General features: G+C 41.1%; 17 protein-coding genes and 1 riboswitch. All 17 genes read right to left on the minus strand.

Annotated elements, in window-relative coordinates; genetic code table 11:
- Positions 1 to 88: 88 nt before the first annotated feature.
- The 17 genes from BSM4216_RS08390 to dapG all read right to left on the minus strand — a co-directional run bounded on the left by BSM4216_RS08390 (position 89) and on the right by dapG (position 19,451).
- Complete coding sequence (locus BSM4216_RS08390; RefSeq protein ID WP_048623414.1) at positions 89 to 1,396, minus strand: O-acetylhomoserine aminocarboxypropyltransferase/cysteine synthase family protein; 1,308 nt, start codon at positions 1,394 to 1,396, stop codon at positions 89 to 91.
- 130 nt (positions 1,397 to 1,526) lie between these two features.
- A riboswitch (SAM riboswitch) is annotated at positions 1,527 to 1,642 on the minus strand.
- A gap of 84 nt (positions 1,643 to 1,726) precedes the next feature.
- On the minus strand, positions 1,727 to 2,962 hold the full coding sequence (locus BSM4216_RS08395) for a competence/damage-inducible protein A (protein ID WP_048623415.1): 1,236 nt from the start codon (positions 2,960 to 2,962) through the stop codon (positions 1,727 to 1,729).
- A 128-nt stretch (positions 2,963 to 3,090) separates the two neighbouring features.
- Positions 3,091 to 3,669 (minus strand): CDP-diacylglycerol--glycerol-3-phosphate 3-phosphatidyltransferase, encoded by a 579-nt coding sequence (gene pgsA / locus BSM4216_RS08400; RefSeq protein ID WP_003352414.1) that lies wholly within the window; start codon positions 3,667 to 3,669, stop codon positions 3,091 to 3,093.
- A gap of 55 nt (positions 3,670 to 3,724) precedes the next feature.
- Positions 3,725 to 4,624 (minus strand): helix-turn-helix domain-containing protein, encoded by a 900-nt coding sequence (locus BSM4216_RS08405; protein WP_048623416.1) that lies wholly within the window; start codon positions 4,622 to 4,624, stop codon positions 3,725 to 3,727.
- Between the two features lie 18 nt (positions 4,625 to 4,642).
- Positions 4,643 to 5,434 carry a DUF3388 domain-containing protein gene (locus tag BSM4216_RS08410; protein WP_048623417.1) on the minus strand — a complete coding sequence of 264 codons (792 nt, stop codon included), beginning with the start codon at positions 5,432 to 5,434 and terminating at the stop codon, positions 4,643 to 4,645.
- Positions 5,435 to 5,536: 102 nt separating this feature from the next.
- On the minus strand, positions 5,537 to 5,794 hold the full coding sequence (locus BSM4216_RS08415; protein ID WP_003352418.1) for a DUF3243 domain-containing protein: 258 nt from the start codon (positions 5,792 to 5,794) through the stop codon (positions 5,537 to 5,539).
- Positions 5,795 to 5,907: 113 nt separating this feature from the next.
- Positions 5,908 to 6,633, minus strand: coding sequence for an elongation factor P 5-aminopentanone reductase (gene ymfI / locus BSM4216_RS08420; protein WP_003352419.1), 726 nt, complete (start codon positions 6,631 to 6,633; stop codon positions 5,908 to 5,910).
- Between the two features lie 251 nt (positions 6,634 to 6,884).
- Positions 6,885 to 8,171 (minus strand): EF-P 5-aminopentanol modification-associated protein YfmH, encoded by a 1,287-nt coding sequence (gene yfmH, locus BSM4216_RS08425; protein ID WP_048623418.1) that lies wholly within the window; start codon positions 8,169 to 8,171, stop codon positions 6,885 to 6,887.
- Positions 8,171 to 9,451: an EF-P 5-aminopentanol modification-associated protein YfmF gene (yfmF, locus tag BSM4216_RS08430; RefSeq protein WP_048623419.1), complete on the minus strand. Its 1,281-nt coding sequence runs from the start codon at positions 9,449 to 9,451 to the stop codon at positions 8,171 to 8,173. Before yfmF ends, yfmH begins: the two co-directional genes overlap by 1 nt.
- A 564-nt stretch (positions 9,452 to 10,015) precedes the next feature.
- Positions 10,016 to 12,325 (minus strand): FtsK/SpoIIIE family DNA translocase, encoded by a 2,310-nt coding sequence (locus BSM4216_RS08435; RefSeq protein ID WP_048623420.1) that lies wholly within the window; start codon positions 12,323 to 12,325, stop codon positions 10,016 to 10,018.
- Positions 12,326 to 12,499: 174 nt separating this feature from the next.
- On the minus strand, positions 12,500 to 12,721 hold the full coding sequence (locus BSM4216_RS08440) for a YlzJ-like family protein (protein ID WP_048623421.1): 222 nt from the start codon (positions 12,719 to 12,721) through the stop codon (positions 12,500 to 12,502).
- On the minus strand, positions 12,718 to 13,467 hold the full coding sequence (locus BSM4216_RS08445) for a ClpP family protease (RefSeq protein WP_003352424.1): 750 nt from the start codon (positions 13,465 to 13,467) through the stop codon (positions 12,718 to 12,720). The genes BSM4216_RS08440 and BSM4216_RS08445 overlap by 4 nt, the downstream gene beginning before the upstream one ends.
- A gap of 100 nt (positions 13,468 to 13,567) precedes the next feature.
- Positions 13,568 to 15,235 carry a ribonuclease J gene (locus BSM4216_RS08450; protein WP_003352426.1) on the minus strand — a complete coding sequence of 556 codons (1,668 nt, stop codon included), beginning with the start codon at positions 15,233 to 15,235 and terminating at the stop codon, positions 13,568 to 13,570.
- Positions 15,232 to 15,441 (minus strand): hypothetical protein, encoded by a 210-nt coding sequence (locus BSM4216_RS08455; protein ID WP_048623422.1) that lies wholly within the window; start codon positions 15,439 to 15,441, stop codon positions 15,232 to 15,234. The genes BSM4216_RS08450 and BSM4216_RS08455 overlap by 4 nt, the downstream gene beginning before the upstream one ends.
- A 174-nt stretch (positions 15,442 to 15,615) precedes the next feature.
- Complete coding sequence (locus BSM4216_RS08460) at positions 15,616 to 16,785, minus strand: ISL3 family transposase (RefSeq protein WP_048623423.1); 1,170 nt, start codon at positions 16,783 to 16,785, stop codon at positions 15,616 to 15,618.
- A 525-nt stretch (positions 16,786 to 17,310) separates the two neighbouring features.
- A complete protein-coding gene (gene dapA / locus BSM4216_RS08465) occupies positions 17,311 to 18,183 on the minus strand; it encodes a 4-hydroxy-tetrahydrodipicolinate synthase (protein ID WP_003352428.1) in 873 nt (290 codons plus the stop codon).
- Positions 18,184 to 18,203: 20 nt separating this feature from the next.
- Positions 18,204 to 19,451 (minus strand): aspartate kinase, encoded by a 1,248-nt coding sequence (gene dapG / locus BSM4216_RS08470; protein WP_048623424.1) that lies wholly within the window; start codon positions 19,449 to 19,451, stop codon positions 18,204 to 18,206.
- Between the last annotated feature and the right edge of the window lie 8 nt (positions 19,452 to 19,459).

Raw genomic sequence — 19,459 nt, forward strand, 5'->3', positions numbered from 1 at the left:
CCCTCAACAAATGAGGGGGTTAAATTTTGCCCACAATAATTTTACTCATACAAGAAAAAGAGAGCAATACGCCCCCTTTTCAAATTGTTTATATTTCAAGCTTTTCAGCCGAAATGCCGGTTGCTTTTTCGATAGCTTGATTGAGATCGGCAATTAAATCTTTCGGAGATTCCAGTCCAACAGAAAGACGAATCATTTCTTCACTGACACCTGCTAATTTCAACTCATCAGCTGATAGCTGTTGATGTGTAGTGGAGGCCGGATGGATTATTAACGATTTTGCATCGCCCACATTGGCGAGATGCGACCAAAGTTGAATGTGATCAATGAGCTTTTTCCCGCTTTCTCGACCGCCTTTAATGCCAAATACCACAATAGAGCCGAAGAAATTATTTAAGTATTTTTTGGCCAATTCATGGGAAGGATGATCGCTTAAGCTAGGATGAGACACCCATTCCACTGCTGGATGCTTCAGCAAATAGTCAACAATGACTTTCGTGTTATCGTGATGTCTTGGCAAACGAAGATGCAACGTTTCTAATCCTTGCAATAGCAAAAACGCACTATGCGGGCTTAAAGATGCCCCAAAATCACGCAATAGCTGTGCGCGGAGTTTTGTTGCAAACGCAGTTCCTCCTAAATCGGCATAACGCAAACCGTGATAAGTTGGGTCCGGTTCGATAAAATCAGGGAATTTTTCATTATTCCAATCAAAGTGGCCGCCGTCTACAGCAACTCCGCCAATAACTGTTCCATGACCGCCAATCCATTTTGTTGCCGAGTGAACGACAACATCGGCTCCCCATTTGATTGGATTGGAACCATATGGTGACGCAAACGTATTGTCTACAATCAACGGAATCCCATTTTCATGGGCAATGGCCGCAACTTTTTCAACATCCAACACATTTAGACTTGGATTTCCGATGATTTCTCCGAAAAGAGCTTTTGTTCGTGGAGTGATCGCTTTTCGAAAATTTTCAGGATCTTGAGCATCGACAAATTTTACATGAATCCCATATTTAGGAAAAGTAGCAGAAAACAAATTATAAGTACCGCCGTACAATTCAGACGCTGCGACAATTTCATCTCCTGCACTCGCAACATTTAAAACGGAGAGCGCGATAGCTGCCATGCCTGAAGAAAATGCTACAGCGGCAGTACCTCCTTCAAGCGCCGCCACTCTTTTTTCAAATACATCAACAGTTGGATTGGTAATCCGGGTATAAATATTCCCTTCTTTTTTTAGTCCAAATACAGCGCTCGCGTGTTCCGTATCCGGAAACACATAAGAAGTAGTTTCATAGATCGGTACTGCACGGGCACCCGTCGCAGGATCAGGTATTTGCCCTGCATGCAATAATTTTGTGTCTTTTTCCCATTGCTCGTTTGCCATAATAAAACCTCCCGAAAAATTCGAAGATTGAAATTTCAGCGACTTATCTGAGAATAGATCCCATCCTGATGGATGAGGAACAGTAAAAGCCCTCTTCCAATAAGAAGAGGGCTTGAGTTCATCATTTCCCTTCTTATCTTCCAGATCATTTCCTGATCTGTAGGAATTAGCACCTTTTCAAGCATTGATTTCTTGAAGGTTGCCGGGCTTCTTCGGGCCTATTCCCTCCGCCACTCTTGATAAGAGTCAATTCTGTTACAATATTGAATTGTGTGGCTCTTGTTTAAAGAATAGCGCAATAAAAAAGAAAAGTCAATCATTTTCAGCAAATTACTGACAAGTTCGCAGCAAAAAATGACAACCGTATTTAGCTGTACGGTTACGAATTTGATTCCGATCCCCTGCAAGCTTCAGCAATACGGCCTTTGATTCTTTTCCTTTTTCAGAAATGCCGATCCAAACAGTTCCAGGAGGATTTTCTTCCAAAGAATCGGGTCCTGCTACTCCCGTAAAGCTGATTCCAATATCAGCGTTAAGCTTTTTCCTTACATTTTCAGCTAACTCTTTCGCACACTGCTCACTGACCGCTCCGAACGTATCAAGCGTCTTTTTTGAAACATCGACCAGATGCTCTTTCGCTTCGTTTGTATAACAAACAATCCCGCCTTTTAAAACAGCGCTTGCTCCTGCAACAGCGGTAATCATACTTTGAAACAGTCCTCCGGTCAAACTTTCAGCGCAGGCAATCGTCTTATTTTGTTGTTTCAGCTTCTGTACTAATTCAGCTGCAATCGTAGTTTGTCCATAACCGTAAAAGTATTCGCCAACACGGTTTAAAATCTCTTTTTCTACTTTGTCTATCATCTCATTAGCTGTCTCTTTTGATCGGTGCTTCGCCGTAAGTCGGATGGTCACTTCTCCGTCGCCAGCTAAAGGCGCAATGGTCGGGTTTGTTTGGTTCATAATCATATCTTCAATCTCTGTCTCCAACTGCGATTCTCCGATGCCAAAGAAACGCAATACGCGTGAAACAATGCTTTCTTGGCGATCCAAAACATTTAATATAGCCGGCCTTCCATATTTTTCGAACATCGGCTGCATTTCTTTTGGCGGCCCCGGCAAAAGCATATAAAATTTATTTTTTGATTTCACAAACATACCGGGAGCCATGCCGTTTTCATTCGGCAAAACAAGACAATCCTCTAGAACAAGAGCTTGTTTTTTGTTATTTTCCGTCATCTCACGGCCTATTTTAAGGAAATATTGACGAATTCCTTTAAACGCTTCGTCGTTCAAAACGAGTTTCTTGCCTAGATGCGCGGCAATGGTTTCTTTTGTTAAATCATCACGTGTCGGGCCAAGACCACCTGTAAAAATGATGAGATCTGCTCTTTCTTCTGCTTTTTGAATCGTTGAAAGAAGCCGATCGCTGTTATCCCCGACAACGGTTTGATAAAATACGTTGACGCCCATTTCAGCCAAATGACGAGAAAGAAATTGTGCATTCGTATTGACGATTTGGCCGAGTAGAAGTTCGGAACCAACCGAAATAATTTCAGCATTCATAAAATAGTCCTCCTCAATCATATAGAGATCCAAACAGAAAAAGGCCGCTCTTCAACAAGAACGAAAGTGCATAACCGTCTTTTTCGAGTTCTTGGATGAGCCAGCCTTTCTAGTTGTTTCATTTCATTTTACTTGGAGTTTTTAAATGCATGTGCATTTTTGGCGAAATAATCCCAGCCTGACCATAACGTGAAAAAGAGCGCTACCCAAAGGGCAAAATCCGCAAACGGAATCGAGAAATTTTCAAACAAAATATTATGAAGAAGCAACGCAGAAATCGCAATGATTTGCGTCCATGTTTTAATTTTTCCAAGCATATTGGCCGCAACTACTTCTCCTTCCCCAGCAAGTACAAGGCGAAGCCCTGTCACCGCAAACTCGCGGCTGATGATCAAAATGACGATCCAAGAAGGAGCATATCCCAATTCAACCAGTATAATAAACGCAGCCGAAACTAACAATTTGTCCGCAAGCGGATCAAGAAATTTTCCCAGGTTCGTGACCAAGTTGTACTTTCGTGCAAAATGTCCGTCAATCCAATCGGTGGTCGAGGCAAGGATAAATACAAGGGCCCCCACGAAGTGAGTCACAGGCATGGTTGTCCCTAGAATGGTGATGTTTCCCCAATTGAATGGAACAACAAGCAAAATAACGAAGATTGGAATTAAACATATACGTGATACAGTAATTTTGTTTGGTAAATTCACAAGAAGTACCCCCACTATTCCATCGAAAACAGTATCCTAAACAATTTTAATTAATTTATTGCGCCGATTTACGATTTTGAATGATGATGTCCTGGCGAACGACCTGATTTGCAGGGATTTTATATTGAACGGTTTGACCATTCACTTTAATCTCTGTCGCAGGTGCAAAACCGACCACAATTTTCGCTTGACTGTGGCCTTTCAAATCAAACGTTTGCGTTTGTCCTTTTCGAAGCAAATTAGAAAAATACGATTTTCCGCTTTCATCGGTCACTTGAATCCAGCTTTCACCCGTTGAAGCAATCGATATTTTGAAATCTTTCGCATTCGTCAATTGGTAAACCGTTTGTCGACCACTAGACTGAACAGCTTTCAACTCGGATTGATCCTTTTTGTTCGCTTCTTTTTTGTCCGTTTTAGACGTTTTTTCTTCTTTCTTCGCTTCTTTTTTCGTTTCTTTCTTCTTGCTGACGGAATTTTCCTTAACAGGCTCTACATTTTTGGATTGCTCCACTTTGACCGTATGATCATTTCCGCTTTTTTCATTTCCGCCGTCTTTTGGAATCAATGCCCATACAAGAAAAATCGCTCCGATAATAAACACAGCTACAATAATCTTCGGCAAATAATCGAAAAACTTTCCCGAAGCCCCGCCGGAAACAGTCCTTCGCGAAGACGGTTCTATCCGCGTCACTCGCTGAGGAATTTCATCTTCATGAGAGTCCGGAATTTCATTTTTATATTCATTGAAAATTTCTTCAGCATCAAGCCCTACAGCCTCCGCGTACTGCTTAATAAAGGCTCGAACATAAAATTTTCCCGGCATCAGATCATATTTTCCTTCTTCAATGCCGGCCAAATATCTTTTTTGAATCTTGGTCATTTCCTGAACGTCATCAAGGGTAAGCCCCTTCGCTTCCCTTGCTTCTTTCAAGCGGTTTCCTAGTTCTGTCACCGTAAACACCTTCCAATTTTAAAAGTCAAATCCTTCGAACTCAGAATTCTGAAAAAGTTGATTTTTATACATCAAGTCGTATGTAATTTCTTCATTTGGATTATTGCGCAATTCGATGATATAGTCAAAATCATCAATGGAATATTCGCTGTTTTGGACAAAAATATCAGGATGCTCAATTACTTTTACGGCCGGGATCCGCATAATTTCTCTAATGAGCTGCCAATGTTTTTCATTTGCTTTCCTTACCGAAACGGCTCCGTCAATAATAAAAATATTTTGGTCGCTGTATTCTTCCCGAAACAATTGACTGCGGACAGTCTGCTTAATCAGCGTTGAAGAAACAAAAAGCCATCTTTTATTGGCGCAGACGCTTGCCGCTACAATGGATTCTGTTTTGCCTACACGCGGCATCCCGCGAATTCCAACCAGTTTATGACCTTCTTGTTTAAATAATTCCGCCATAAAATCAACCAGTATTCCTAATTCATCTCGCACAAATCGAAAAGTCTTTTTGTCATCAGCGTCATGGGTGATATATCTTCCATGACGAACAGCCAAACGATCTCTTACTTTAGGCTTTCGAAGTTTTACAATTTTAATCGTGTCCATTGTTCGCAAAATGGATTCAAGGCGGACAATTTGTTCTTCCGTTTTAGCCAATAGAAGCATGCCCCGTTTTCCTTGATCAACCCCGTTGATTGTCACAATATTAATTGAGAGCATGCCGAGCAATGAAGAAATATCGCCTAAGAGCCCAGGACGGTTCTTTTGTATTTCGTATTCTAAATACCACTCTTGTTTTTCCATAAAACCCTCCAAGTGACAATCCGGGTGGTAATAAACATCTAGCTATTATGATAAATGATTTTCGCCATTTTTTAAAGAAAAAAAAGAGAGGGATTTCCCTCTCTAATGAGTCCCGTTATTTTGCACAAGTTTTACCATGACATTAGCAATGGCATGTTGTTCTTCTGGGGAAGCGACAGACCAAAGATCGGCCAACACCCGTTGCTGCTCATTTTTCGGATCTACTTGGTTTGCAAGGTAGTTGCCGATTTGATAAGCAATATCGCTGATTGCTTGCTGATTCATTCCTTGATCTTTCGCTTGATTTAAACGGTCTCCTAGAAAATCTTTCCATTGTTCCCAGCTATCAAGTACAGACATTCATTGAACCTCCCTTTAGTGAGATACAAGTATAGTTTGTAACGTCTGCACAAAAATATACATTCTTAAACCGGGTTTATTCATCTATGTTCGTAAAAGACATTCGTTTTGAATTATGTGTACCAGCCACCGTTCACCGCCAATATTTGACCGGTTATGTAAGAAGATTGATCAGATAACAAAAACGCGATGGCTTCAGCCACTTCCTCCGGGGCGGAAAGCCTCCTCATTGGGATTTCCTCTTTTAAAATCGACAATTCCTCTTCCGACAGCTGTTCGGTCACCATTTTGGTTGCGACTGCTCCTGGCGCCACTGCATTAACGCGGATTCCACTCGCAGCCACTTCTTTGCTTAGCGCCTTTACAAAAGCGATTTGTGCACCTTTTACAGCTGAGTAGGCGACTTCATATGCGGCCCCCGTCTGTCCCCAAATGGAACTGACAAGTACAATTTGGCCTTTCCGTTTCGCAGACATTTTGGGCAATATCGATCGAATGAGCAGCAACGGACTTCGTACATGCACAGCAAGAAGTTCATCCACTTCGACAGTCGACATGTCTTGAAGCAGCCCATAATAGGAATTCCCGCTCGCATAAACGAGGGCATCAACGGAAAAAAGGCTTTCGACCAAAGTGGTGATTCCGTCATCCGTTCTTAAATCTGCTTGAATAGGAATGATTTCTAAACCATATGGTTTGAGATCATTCATCAAGTTTTGGATGGACTCACGGTTTTGATGATAATGAAGGTACAAATTCCATCCGTTTTGGGCCAATACTCGAGCAGCTGCTTGACCAATTCCCCCGCTCGCCCCGGTAATTAAAGCAAACTTTTTCATATTATAAACTTACTCCCTTATTTTTTAACTACAATTCCTTTATAAGTTTACATTTTCTATGTTAGCCGTTCAGCCAATTTGAGAAATTTCATCTCTTAGTAGTAAGAGCAAAACACATGGACTCATGGATGAAAAACAAAATCAACTTTTCATCCGCAATAATTTTCCGTACGGATGAAAAGTTGTGATTCATTCAACACAAATTAGATACGTTAGGCGCTTTTTGTCTACTCCTGATATAAAATCGTACGTTATTTGGGTGTAACTTGAAAAGTGGTTAATCGATTAGGAGCAATCAATTCGGCTGCTACTTTTTTTATGTCATCAAATGTCAGTTGTTCAAGAGTTGGCACTACATCAAAAAGATTCATTTCATGAAAAGCGTACCGCGTAAACTGATTGGCAATAAATTCCGGAGAATTCAGCGATCTTAAAAACGCACCAATTTTTTTCTTTTTCGTTCTTTCAAGTGCATCTTCCGTTAAATAAGCGCCTGTTTTCGCGTCCAGTAAAACGGATTGGATGCGTTTAGCAAATTCATCCGGATTCATTGTATCACTGCCAATCATCGCAAAGCCAAATCCCTCTTCCTGCGTGAAATCGAAAAAGAATGAATCGTCAATCAAACCTTTTTCGTACAAGTCAAAATAATTTTGAGAGCTTTTTCCGAACAGCATCTCCAACAATACATTGATGGATAATTCATACCGCAGCATTTCAATTCCTTTAATATCGGTCTTTGCGCCTTTTATGCCCACATAGCACTTCGGCGTTTTTACATCCATAGGTAGAACCCTGAGCTTTTCTTTTACATCTTCCGGTTCTTTTTCAAAGTGACGCCTGATTTCCGGCTGGTTTTGATAGTTCTTTTTCGATTGATTTTCCCTTACTTGATTCATGATTTCTTCCGGATTGACCGGCCCCACAACGAAGAGCAGCATATTACTTGGATGATAAAAAGTGTAGTAGCATTCGTACAATAGGTCTTTTGTGATTTTATCAATGGATTGGATCGTGCCCGCAATATCGATGCGAACCGGGTGATGATGATACATATTTTCAATTAAGCCGAAATAAACACGCCAATCGGGGTTGTCCTCATACATGGTAATTTCTTGACCGATGATCCCTTTTTCCTTTTCTACCGTTTTTTCGGTAAAATAAGGATCTTGAACAAAATTAATCAACGTTTCCAAATTTTGCTGCACGTTGGAGGTGCTGGAAAAAAGATAAGTGGTTCTTGTGAAAGTGGTAAAAGCGTTGGCAGACGCTCCTTGTTTGCTAAACTGCTGAAAGACATCGCCATCTTCCTTTTCAAACAATTTATGTTCAAGAAAATGGGCGATTCCATCCGGAACATGGGTGAATTGATCCTTACTGAGCGGAACAAATTCATTATCCACAGAACCGTATTTCGTTGTAAAAGTCGCATAAGTTTTGTGAAATCCTTTTTTCGGGAGAATATAAACGTCAAGTCCATTGCTCATTTTTTCATAGTACAATTCTTCTTGGAGCTGATCAAATTGAATTTTTTCCATCAATTAAGCCCCTCCTGTCCAGATAAAAAGTAAATGGTATCCATTTCAATTTTTTCGGCCACTTTGACAATTTCTGAATCAGATGCTTCCACAATTCCTTGCAGCCAGTCTTCCACTGTGACATTTTTCTTCGCCAGCACATTATGATAAAGCATTTCAATTAAACCTCGCTGAGTATCAATGGTTTCCAACAATTGATTATGAATGACCGCTTTCGTTTGTTCGATTTCCTTGTCGGAAAAGTCTCCGTTTTTCATCGCTTCAAGCTGTTTGCGAATGATGGCAACCGCTTTTTCATAATTTTTACTTTCAATGCCGGACATGACCATCATTAACCCTTTATGGCTTTCAAGACGACTGGAAGCATAATAAGCTAAGCTTTCTTTTTCCCGAACGTTTAAAAACAGTTTTGAATGAGAAAATCCCCCGAATATTCCATTAAATACTTGCAGCGCAAAATAATCGGGATCGCCGAATGACACATGAGTTCGGTATCCAATATTTAATTTTCCTTGCTTTACATATTGCTGCTCTTTCACTACTTTTACTTCCGATCGCGAAGGAATCGAGCGTTTTTTCACTAATTTTGGCTGCCGATCCGACAGTAAGAACAATTGGTCGCAAACATCTTCCACTTCCTCGAAATCTACATCACCAACGACATATAAATCCAGTTCGTCCTCTCGGAGCGCTCTCTCATAATATTGATACAGACTTTCTGAAGAAATGGAATCGACATCGTCCAAGCGCCCATATGGATGCAACGCATATGGTTCATTTTCACACATTTCCTCTATGAGACGTTGGCTCGCATAACGCATTTTGTCGTCAAACAACGATTGCAATCGCTGTTTTAAAATCCGTTTTTCACTCGTCACGGATGATTCATGAAATCGGCCGTTTTCTGCATTGGGTGCAAGTAAAATAGAAGCTAAAAAATCAAGTCCTGTACGTAATAATGGCGTCTTCTCTTTTAAAAATTTTTCATTGGCGAGTTCAATGGAAAAACTCATAATGTGGTATTCGCCTTTTTTGCCAACATCCACAAAAAAATTAGCCCCATACAGCTCTTCCAAATAAGATTGGAGGGATGTGGTTGTCGGATATTTCTTGGAGCTGTTTTGCAGCACGTAAGGGAGAAGGGCTCTTAAAGTAACCGTCTCATTTTCAAGAGGTGCTTTCATCTTCCACACAATTGTATTCGTTTTGTATTGATCGGTTTTGACAAAATGAAGGGTATAGCCCTTTTTCTTTTTGACTATTTCATCCACCACTGTCATCTCTATTTCCTCCTTTTTTATCTCCATCTTCATCAAAGGCATTTTGTTTTTCATCGTTCTAAAACATCATTCAGGATGGCAGCGACATTTGCCCTTAAAGATTGTCAGCCTTTTCTGCTAAACCCACCATGCGGTAAAAACCCATTCGTCTCGCTTTATTTTATGAAAAGCCAATTCAACTATACATGTTATTAACGGTGATTAGCAAGTTTTTCCTCTTATTTAGTTTACATAATATTTTTATGATAACTATTATACCGTCCTTTTTCCAAAAGTCCCTTCATTTACATTTTCTTAGAGAATGATTCACTATTACGGAATAAGCTTCAACGATCCATCCAACAGCGGAAAATATTCAGATGCTAGTTCAAAATGCAGCTTTGAGGTGTTTGGTGGAAAAATCGCATTTCAGTTGTAATGGTCACGCTTTTTTAAATATCGTGCTGAGCGCCATAAAACACAGGAGCAAAAGCGATCGAGCAGTCTAATTAATTTCATCAATGACTTCATTTGCCCAATACAAAAGTTCCTTAAAAATGAAAAAAGGCTGCGTTTGCAGCCTTTTTAAGAGGTTTGTTGTTCAGATGGTTTTGGTATCAGCACAGCCCGTGGCTTGCTGCCTTCATAAGGACCGACAACTCCTCTTGCTTCCATTTCATCAATTAATCTTGCTGCCCTCGTATATCCAATTCGAAATCTCCGCTGCAGCATAGAAACGGAAGCAGTTTGCATTTCCGCAACTAATTGAACAGCTTCATCGTACAATTCATCCTCTACTTCTGACGATGTTTCCGGCAAATCATCTGGAATCATATCTTCTTGATACTGCGCTTTTTGTTGCGATATGACAAAATTCACCACTTCTTCGACTTCTTCATCTGAAAGAAAAGCTCCTTGAACCCGTATTGGCTTAGAAGCACCAACAGGAAGAAAAAGCATATCTCCTCGTCCAAGCAATTTTTCAGCGCCACCCATGTCCAAAATGGTTCGCGAATCCGTTTGAGAGGAAACAGCAAAAGCAATTCGTGAAGGAATATTAGCTTTAATCACCCCGGTAATGACATCTACAGATGGTCTTTGAGTAGCGATAATTAAGTGAATTCCAGCCGCGCGTGCCATTTGGGCAAGTCGGGTGATCGAGTCTTCCACATCGCTTGAAGCCACCATCATTAAATCTGCCAGCTCGTCTACAATCACTACAATATAAGGAAGAAGCGGTTGTTTATCCCCCGTTTCGCTATTATGCCGCCTTACGTGTTCATTGTAGCCTTCGATATTTCTCGTACCGCTGTGTGAAAACAGTTCATAGCGGCGTTCCATTTCACCCACCACTTTTTTTAGAGCTTGAGAAGCTTTTTTCGCGTTGGTCACCACAGGAGCCAACAAGTGAGGGATTCCATTATAAACATTTAACTCTACCATTTTCGGATCAATCATCATTAATTTGACTTCATGCGGCTTAGCACGCATGAGAATACTTGTAATAATCCCATTAATGCACACGCTTTTACCGCTTCCGGTTGCCCCCGCAACCAGCAGATGGGGCATTTTATTAAGTTCCGCAAGCACTGCTTCACCGGTAATATCGCGTCCAAGTCCGATTAATAATTTGGAATCGGGACGATCGTTATTTTTGCTTTCGAGCACTTCCCGCAAGCTAACCATCGCTACTTCTGAATTCGGGACTTCGATTCCGATCGCCGACTTTCCGGGGATTGGAGCTTCCATTCGAATGTCCTTCGCCGCCAATGCCAATGCAAGATCGTCGCTTAAGCTGACAATTTTGCTGACCTTGACTCCAATATCTGGATGAACTTCATATTTTGTCACAGCTGGTCCTAAGTGTACTTGAGTGACTTTTGCTTTGACGCCGAAACTTTGAAACGTCCTTTCTAATTTAGCCGCATTTTCGTGAATTAAACGATATTCGTTGCTTTGGTCGGTCTTTTTAGGTCTCTTTAACAGAGATATAGGAGGCAGCTGATAATCTTCGTTTTCTACTTCACTAAAGTTCATTGGAGGACCAGAATAAACATCCGATTCTCCTTCTGTTTCCGGTCCTCCGTTGACGATCGAATGAGTTGGATCATCGTTTTCTTCGTTCGCCACTTTATCCGAAAAATCCGTAATGACTGGATGAGTCGGTTCGTTTTGGTTATGGTCTAAAATCACGACGCTGCCTTCATTTTCATCTTCAGTAGGCTTCGCTTTTTTCTCTTGATTTGATTGGTTCCGTCTTTCTCTACGTCCCGACTGCCAGTCTCTTATGTCTTGCAAAAAGGCCTGCCATTGTTCTTTTAAAAATCTCAAAATAGAGAAAAGCAATTTTCCGCAAATGTCGCCAATCGAAATGTTGGTCAAAAGCATAAAACCGATGATAAGAAGAACCAATGACAAGATTTTCGTTCCTAACGCTTCGAATAAAAAATACGAAACAGCTAAAAGCACCGCTCCAATCATCCCGCTGCCAAGATCTGCTGGAAACTCTTGACCTTTTTCCTTCAAATAAATATCCCAAGTATTAGAAATAATACTAGGATTGACAGATCCTCTGCTTTCAAAGGAAGCGATATGATCAAACAGCAGCAAGCTAGCTACGATAATATAAAATCCGAGAAGCCTGCGGTTGAAATAAGTGGGTCTTGTCCGTTTGATCATTAAAAATCCAGCATACACAATGACCATGAGGAATCCTAGTTTATACCATCTCCCCAGCAAAAATTGAAAAACATACACAAAATAGTTTCCAACGCCCAATGGAATGAGTCCAATAATACTAAATGCAATCAGCAAAAGGCCCGCAATTTCATATTTCAATGTCTCTTGAACTTTTTGAGACGACTTTCGTCTTGCTCTTCTTTTCTTTTTTGGCATGATACCATCACCTAGATTAAACAGAGTATGTCATTTTCCAAAAAATCTCGATAAACCATTCTTTCGGATGATCGAGATCATTATGGATTATTTGTAAAAAACGAACAAAGAAAGCAGCCTTCAGTTCGGCTGCTAATTTTCACCTATCATTATAGCATATTTGTTCGCATTTACCTAATATTGTTTTGGTGGATATGGCAAATACTGCCCTGGTACAATTTGCTGATTTAAATAATCGTTTGGATTTGTGCTTAAAACACGAAGGATACGCATTTGTTGTTCTTCTTTCTGCACCATCAACGGAATTCCCTGCCACGTTACCGTTTCAACGGCTTGAAATTCTTCTTGTAAAGCTGGAAAAATGAGTTCTTTTGGAATCGGGGTATACAAAATCATTGGATCATCCCTTTGTCAGCCTTTTTCTTCGCTTCAATCAATTCATTCAGTTTTTTCATGGCGGATCCTAATCCGCCTACTTCATCGATTAACCCTGTTTCCACTGCATCGCGGCCAACAACATTCGTTCCAATATCACGAGTAAGATTTCCGGTGGCAAACATCAAATCCCGGAATGTTTTTTCTTGAATATGAGAGTGGCTTGTCACGAACTTGATGACTCGTTCTTGCATCTTATCCAAGTATTCAAACGTTTGCGGAACTCCGATAACAAGACCCGTTAAACGAATAGGATGTATCGTCATCGTGGCCGTCTCCGCGATAAAAGAATAATCGCAGCTTACCGCAATAGGCACCCCGATGGAATGCCCCCCGCCCAGGACAACGGAAACCGTTGGCTTCGATAAAGACGCAAGCATTTCAGCAATGGCCAACCCAGCTTCCACGTCCCCGCCGACTGTATTCAATATGACGAGCAGCCCTTCGATTTTAGGGTTTTGCTCGATCGCAACAAGCTGCGGAATTAAATGTTCGTATTTGGTCGTCTTATTCTGAGGAGGCAATTGGATGTGTCCTTCGATCTGGCCGACGATTGTCAGGCAGTGAATATTCGAATCGTTGGAAAGCTCCGGGACATTCGTTTGTCCAAGTTGCTGAATTTTTTCCATTAAAGTGGAAGAGGTATTTTGCTCATTCTCCTCCTCATGCTTGGACGGTTCTGGATTCGTTCCTTCAAGCTCTGCCATGGATTGCAACTCCTTTTAACGGTGATGCTTTTATTATTCACGATCGTTTCGTTTTCATACTCATAAAAAAATCACCGAATTTCATCGGTGATTTTATCGATTATATTTCCATAATGATCGGCAATATCATCGGACGGCGTTTCGTTTTTTCAAACAAAAACGTATTTAATTGATCACGAATGGCTTGTTTAATATTCGACCATTCAATGACGTCGTTTTCCATATTCTTTTCAACGATTTGCGAAATTAACGATGTCGATTCTTCAATCAACTTTTCCGATTCCCTTACATACACAAAACCTCTGGAAATAATTTCTGGACCGGAGGCAATTTTTTTCCGTTTTTTATCCAACGTGACGACTACAATAAATATTCCATCTTGTGATAACAGTTTGCGGTCGCGCAATACAATATTGCCAACATCGCCAACTCCGATGCCATCGATTAAAACATTGCCTGCTTGCACTCGTCCGCCGACTTTGAAAGCTTTATTCTTGATTTCAATGACTTCCCCTTTTTCAGGAATATAAATTTGACGTTGCTTCAATCCAACATTTTCGGCCAATTTAGCATGAGCAATCAGCATCCGATATTCGCCTTGTATAGGGATAAATAATTGCGGTTTCATCAGATTCAGCATAAATTTCAAATCTTCTTGGCTGCCGTGGCCAGAATCGTGAACTTCGCGGTGATTGGTTAAAACATTAGCTCCCGCTCGAAACAAGAGATCCACCGTTTTGGCCATTAACAATTCCAGCCCCGGCGTTGCATTAGCGGTAATAAACACCGTATCTCCTTCTTTTATATTGACCAATTTATGAGTGCCTTTCGCCATTTTTTGCAAGGCCTCAATCGGTTCTCCCTGAATGCCCGTCGTCAATATGACTAGTTCGTTGTCAGGATGCTGATTGATTTCTGTAATATCGACCAGCATATTATCCTTCACATCTAAATAGCCGAGTTTCAAAGCAATTTCATAAACCCGTTGCAGGTTTTTTCCTGAAACCGCGACTTTCCGATGATTCTCATATGCTGCTTGGAATACTTGCTGAATCCTGATCAGATTGGATGCATAGGAAGCTACAATAATACGACCTTTGACAGAATGAAAGGCATCAGACAAGTGTCGAGCCATCACACCTTCCGATACTGTATGTCCCGGTCTTTCGGCTTCTGTGGAATCCGATAGAAGCAGCAATACTCCTTTTTCGCCAATTTCGGCCATCTTTCCAATATCCGGTTTATAAAAACCTTTTGCTTCTTGGTCAAATTTAAATTCGCCCGTATGAACAATAGCGCCTTCGGACGTATGGATGCAAATCCCGACAGAGTCAGGGATGCTGTGCGTCGTTCGGAAAAAAGTCACGTCGACCGTATCGAACCGCAAACGGGAATCGGAATGGATCGTATAAAATTTAACAGATTCAATCCCTTTTTCTTGACGAAGCCGATCTTTGGCCAAAGCTAATGTTAACTTCGTTCCATAAACAGGTGCTTTGATTTTCCGGAGCACATAGCCTAGTGAACCAATGGCATCCTCATGACCGTGTGTAAGAAAGATGCCTTTCACTCTGTCTTTGTTTTCTTCCAAGTATGTAATATCTGGGATGACAACGTCGATTCCGAGCATTTCATTTTCAGGGAACATCAAGCCGGCATCGATGACAAAAATTTCATGATCCACTTCGATCACGATCATGTTTTTCCCGACTTCTCCTACTCCTCCCAATGGGATCACTTTAATACTCTCATTTTTTCTTTTACTCAATGTTTAAATCCTCCTATGTTGACTTCTCTAATCCGCCCGCTGCCATTAGTAATATTATATCGGATGCCATTTTTAAAATCCAACACTATTCTTTCTACTTTCATTCGACAAACTTTTTGAATGCTCCAAGCTTTAATTTTTAATGCAAAAAAATGAAAAGGTCCCACTTCCAACCCAAACGCTTTATGTGTTGAAGCAGAATTCATAAGAATTACCTTTATATGAATTATTCTGTCTATTCGGATTAATCCGTGAAAAAAGGATTCATATCCCCTTTATTATTGAGTTTATAGGAAGAGAAATCTTGTTGTCTAGAAAAAATGGGCTCTATGTCAATTGTTGGGGTACACTTATCGAAGTGCCCCCTTTTTTGTAGTTGACTAGATGAGTGAACATAAAGCTTTATTTCTTAGTCTCTTAAAATTCCGAATGCCATATGACATTCGTTTAATGACCTTTATCTTGTTGTTGATCCCCTCAATAAATCCGTTGGTGTAGGGGAAGAGAAAGGAATTTAAGATCTCCTTTTCCCAGTTTTTGAACGTTCTTTTCATGTATTGATATTCTTCGAGTCCCGATTCCTCTATGACCTTATAGAGGTGCTCAAGGTTTCTTTTGGCGTTTGTTTTGTCACTTTCCTTCAGCCACTTATGGAAGGTCTCTTTTACGATATAGGCCTTCTTTAAGTCAAGGGCCAGTGAAAAGAAATAGTTCAGCTGTTCCATTTCATCTGCATTCAAATGGGCATGTGGCTTATGAAGCAGATAACGCAACTTCTTCATGGATTTACGATCCTTCTCTTGAAAGTTTTTCTGGACTCTCTTCCTTACCCGTTCCAATGCCCATACATTATGCCGAACATAATGGAATCGATCGACCACCAGAATCGGTTTATCAAAACTTTTCAAAGCGAGCGTCTTGTAGGGCTGCCACATATCCATGACCACCATCTGCACTTTCTCCCTTGGAAGTGTACGGAAGTATTCCTTTAGGGTGGATAGATTCCTGTTAGGAATGATATCGTAAACCCTTCGGTTTACAGGATCGCCAATGATACATTGGTACTTGCCCGTTTCAGAAGTCCCTTTCAATTCATCAATGGCCAGAACTTTCGGGAGGGCCTTATTGTCATAGGAATAGTACTTGTCAAAGAGCCGAATGACGGTGGAATGCCCAAGTCCTGTTTCCTTGGCAACCTGCTTAAAGTTATACTCCCTCACTTTAACCAAAAGAGCTTGGAGGAGTCGTTTCGTGTGGCGCTGGTAACGCTCTAGAAAAGAATAGGGTTCGTAGAACCGTTTTCCACAGGACTTACATCTGTATCGGCGCTTTCTCAAGATGAGAAAACAATATTTTTCAAAGACCTTTACATCACGAATCTTTTGAATTCGATCATCATGGACAGAGGAAGTTTCCTTCTGACAGCAGGGGCATTTTTGAACTTTTACAGGCGTTTGAATATGGATTTCAAAGTGAGTGATTTGATCCTCTACATGAGTGATTTCAACATCTTCTAACCCAAGCAGTTTTGTGATAAAATGAGAATGCATTTACGAAATCTCCCTTTCGATGTAGTCGCCAACTATCATTTTAAAGGGAGATCTTCGTAAGTGCTTTTATTTTCCCTGAAAAGTCTCTTAACCCCAACATTTAGTATAGAACCAAAAAATGAAAAGGTTTGATCCTTCACGTTTCCATATAAAAAACAGGAACTGGTTAAGCTCGTGTTCTTTATATCAGAAAATGTGAGGACCAAACCTTTATCGAGAACGATATCTATCTTACGGGATATTCCCATTTCTTCAGGGTGACGAACGAATCTACTTTGATTTTGACCAAATGATGGTCGATTCTCCTTATTTTCATCACCGCAAGTATATTTCACGTCCTAAGCACACATGGTACGAGCAACATTTCTTCACGTTCAAACGATGTTGTTCTTATATTTCATATCCCAATTATTAAAGAGACAAAAAACGAAAACATTCCGATTGAAAAACACGTCCATTCCCCGAATGAAGGACTCCTGCAGTTCACGTAATCTCTCTATTCCAGAAATAAAAAAGCGGAAGTTTTTATAAACGATTGAGCAATTCTGCCAGTTTGTTTCGTTCCTCTTCCGTTAACGGCACAAGCGGAAGACGTACAGGTCCCGGATCCATTCCTTTCATTTGCAGTGCTGTTTTGACCGGAACAGGACTCGGCGCAGCAAACAGCCCTCGCATAAGAGGAAGAAGTTTTTGATGAAGTTTTGCCGCTTTGGAAAGATCACCGTCGAAAAAGGCCGTAATCATTTCCTGCATTTCATTTCCCACAATATGGGAAGCAACCGAGATAACTCCGTTTCCTCCGATCGCTAAAACAGGAAGCGTCAAAGCATCATCTCCACTGTAAAGGGCAAAATCATCGTCTGTATTGGCGATAATTTCTGCCATTGCATCTAAGTTTCCGCTCGCTTCTTTTACTGCCACTATATTAGGAATACGAGACAGCCTAATCACCGTTTCAGGCTGCAACGTAACACCTGTTCTCCCCGGCACGTTGTAAAGGATGATCGGCAAAGAAGTTGCTTCTGCAACTGTTTTGTAATGTTGGTACAACCCTTCTTGATTCGGCTTATTATAATATGGGGTCACGAGCAGAATTGCATCTACTCCGACTTCCTCTGCTTTTTTCGTCAACTCAACAGTAGCTTGTGTATTGTAGGAGCCAGTACCGGCAATGATCGGTACGCGCCCGTTTGCTACTTTTTTAACGTGTTGAAACAGAGCGATTTTTTCTTCCGTTGTTAAAGTGGGCGATTCTCCCGTCGTGCCTGAAACAACAAGAGAATCCGTCCCATTTTCAATCAAATATTCGACCAGCTGAGTTGTTTTTCGGAAATCTATATTTCCTTTTGAATCAAAGGGTGTAACCATTGCGGTCGAAATCCGACCTAAAGAAACCATCTTTTTTCCCCCTCTTTTTTTTAAATGTTGATGGTTGCTTCGTATTCATTTTGTTCATCTTCTAAATGAAAAGCACTGTGCAAAGCATTTACTGCTTTAACAAGATCTTCTTTTTTGACAAGCACCCAAATGGTGGTATGGCTATCCGCTGATTGCAATATCCGTACTCCTTCTTCAGACAGAGCGGTCACAATCTTCGCTGTAACTCCAGGAACTCCCGTCATTCCGGCTCCTACAACCGAAACTTTCGCGCATCCTTTTTCGACAATAGGCTCATAACCAAGTTCATTCAAAATGGCCACAGCCCGATCGGCCATGTCTTCTTGCACAGTGTATACCACACCTGTCGGCGAAATATTGATAAAATCAACGCTGATTTTTTCATTAGCCATCGCTTTAAACACTTCGGACTGCAAATCATATTGATCTTTTTTCGCTTTCACTTTGATTTGTGCTATATCAGAGACATGAGCGATTCCAGTCACTAGCCTTTCTTTTATATCGGTGCCTTTATTCTGTTTGCTCAGCGTTGTGACAAGCGTTCCTACTTCATCGGAGTATGTGGAACGAATGCGGATTGGCACTTTCGCCTGCATGGCAATTTCTACTGCACGCGGATGAATGACTTTTGCTCCTTGATAGGCCATATTGCATACTTCATTATAAGTAACAACCGATAAAGGCCGAGCATTTTCGACAATACGAGGATCAGCCGTCATAATCCCATCCACGTCCGTGAATATGTCGATCCATTCTGCGCCTAATGCAGCTCCAAGTGCAGCCGCAGACGTATCACTACCGCCACGTCCGATAGTTGTGATCTCACCGTATTTGTCAGCACCTTGGAATCCGGCGACTACAACCGCATCGTGAGTTTCCAGTTCCTTTTTAACCCGATCACATTTCATTTCCAAAATCTTCGCATTGGTATAATCGCAGTTTGTCAAGAAGCCGGCCTGCGCCCCTGTAAGAGCGACAGCGGAAATATCGTGTTCGAGAAGCATATTCGTAAAGACAAGGCTAGAAATGATTTCTCCGCACGACATTAGCAAATCTTGTTCGCGTTTGCTTAGCTTAGTCCGCGCCCCTTCCACCAGGGAAAGGAGCGTATCAGTCGCATACGGCTCTCCTTTGCGCCCCATGGCGGAAACGACAACGACTACTTTATATCCTTCATTAATTGCTTTTTGAATATGTCTTTTTGCGCTTAATCGTGACTTTTCATCACGTACAGATGTCCCGCCGAATTTTTGTACCACTATTTTCAATTGACTAC

Origin of the sequence: Bacillus smithii, from assembly GCF_001050115.1 — a bacterium.
GTDB classification, from domain to species: domain Bacteria; phylum Bacillota; class Bacilli; order Bacillales; family DSM-4216; genus Bacillus_O; species Bacillus_O smithii.

Coding starts and splice junctions, on each gene's coding strand:
- BSM4216_RS08395 (WP_048623415.1), bottom strand. CDS start 2,962: ATGAATGCTGAAATTATTTCGGTTGGTTCCGAACTTCTACTCGGCCAA.
- BSM4216_RS08390 (WP_048623414.1), bottom strand. CDS start 1,396: ATGGCAAACGAGCAATGGGAAAAAGACACAAAATTATTGCATGCAGGG.
- yfmH (WP_048623418.1), bottom strand. CDS start 8,171: ATGGAAAAAATTCAATTTGATCAGCTCCAAGAAGAATTGTACTATGAA.
- BSM4216_RS08415 (WP_003352418.1), bottom strand. CDS start 5,794: ATGTCTGTACTTGATAGCTGGGAACAATGGAAAGATTTTCTAGGAGAC.
- yfmF (WP_048623419.1), bottom strand. CDS start 9,451: ATGACAGTGGTGGATGAAATAGTCAAAAAGAAAAAGGGCTATACCCTT.
- BSM4216_RS08410 (WP_048623417.1), bottom strand. CDS start 5,434: ATGGAAAAACAAGAGTGGTATTTAGAATACGAAATACAAAAGAACCGT.
- ymfI (WP_003352419.1), bottom strand. CDS start 6,633: ATGAAAAAGTTTGCTTTAATTACCGGGGCGAGCGGGGGAATTGGTCAA.
- BSM4216_RS08440 (WP_048623421.1), bottom strand. CDS start 12,721: ATGATTTTGTATACCCCGATTCCAAAAGAACTCATTTTTCCAGCTTTA.
- BSM4216_RS08455 (WP_048623422.1), bottom strand. CDS start 15,441: ATGAATTCTGCTTCAACACATAAAGCGTTTGGGTTGGAAGTGGGACCT.
- BSM4216_RS08445 (WP_003352424.1), bottom strand. CDS start 13,467: ATGGCAGAGCTTGAAGGAACGAATCCAGAACCGTCCAAGCATGAGGAG.
- dapA (WP_003352428.1), bottom strand. CDS start 18,183: ATGGTTTCTTTAGGTCGGATTTCGACCGCAATGGTTACACCCTTTGAT.
- BSM4216_RS08435 (WP_048623420.1), bottom strand. CDS start 12,325: ATGCCAAAAAAGAAAAGAAGAGCAAGACGAAAGTCGTCTCAAAAAGTT.
- BSM4216_RS08460 (WP_048623423.1), bottom strand. CDS start 16,785: ATGCATTCTCATTTTATCACAAAACTGCTTGGGTTAGAAGATGTTGAA.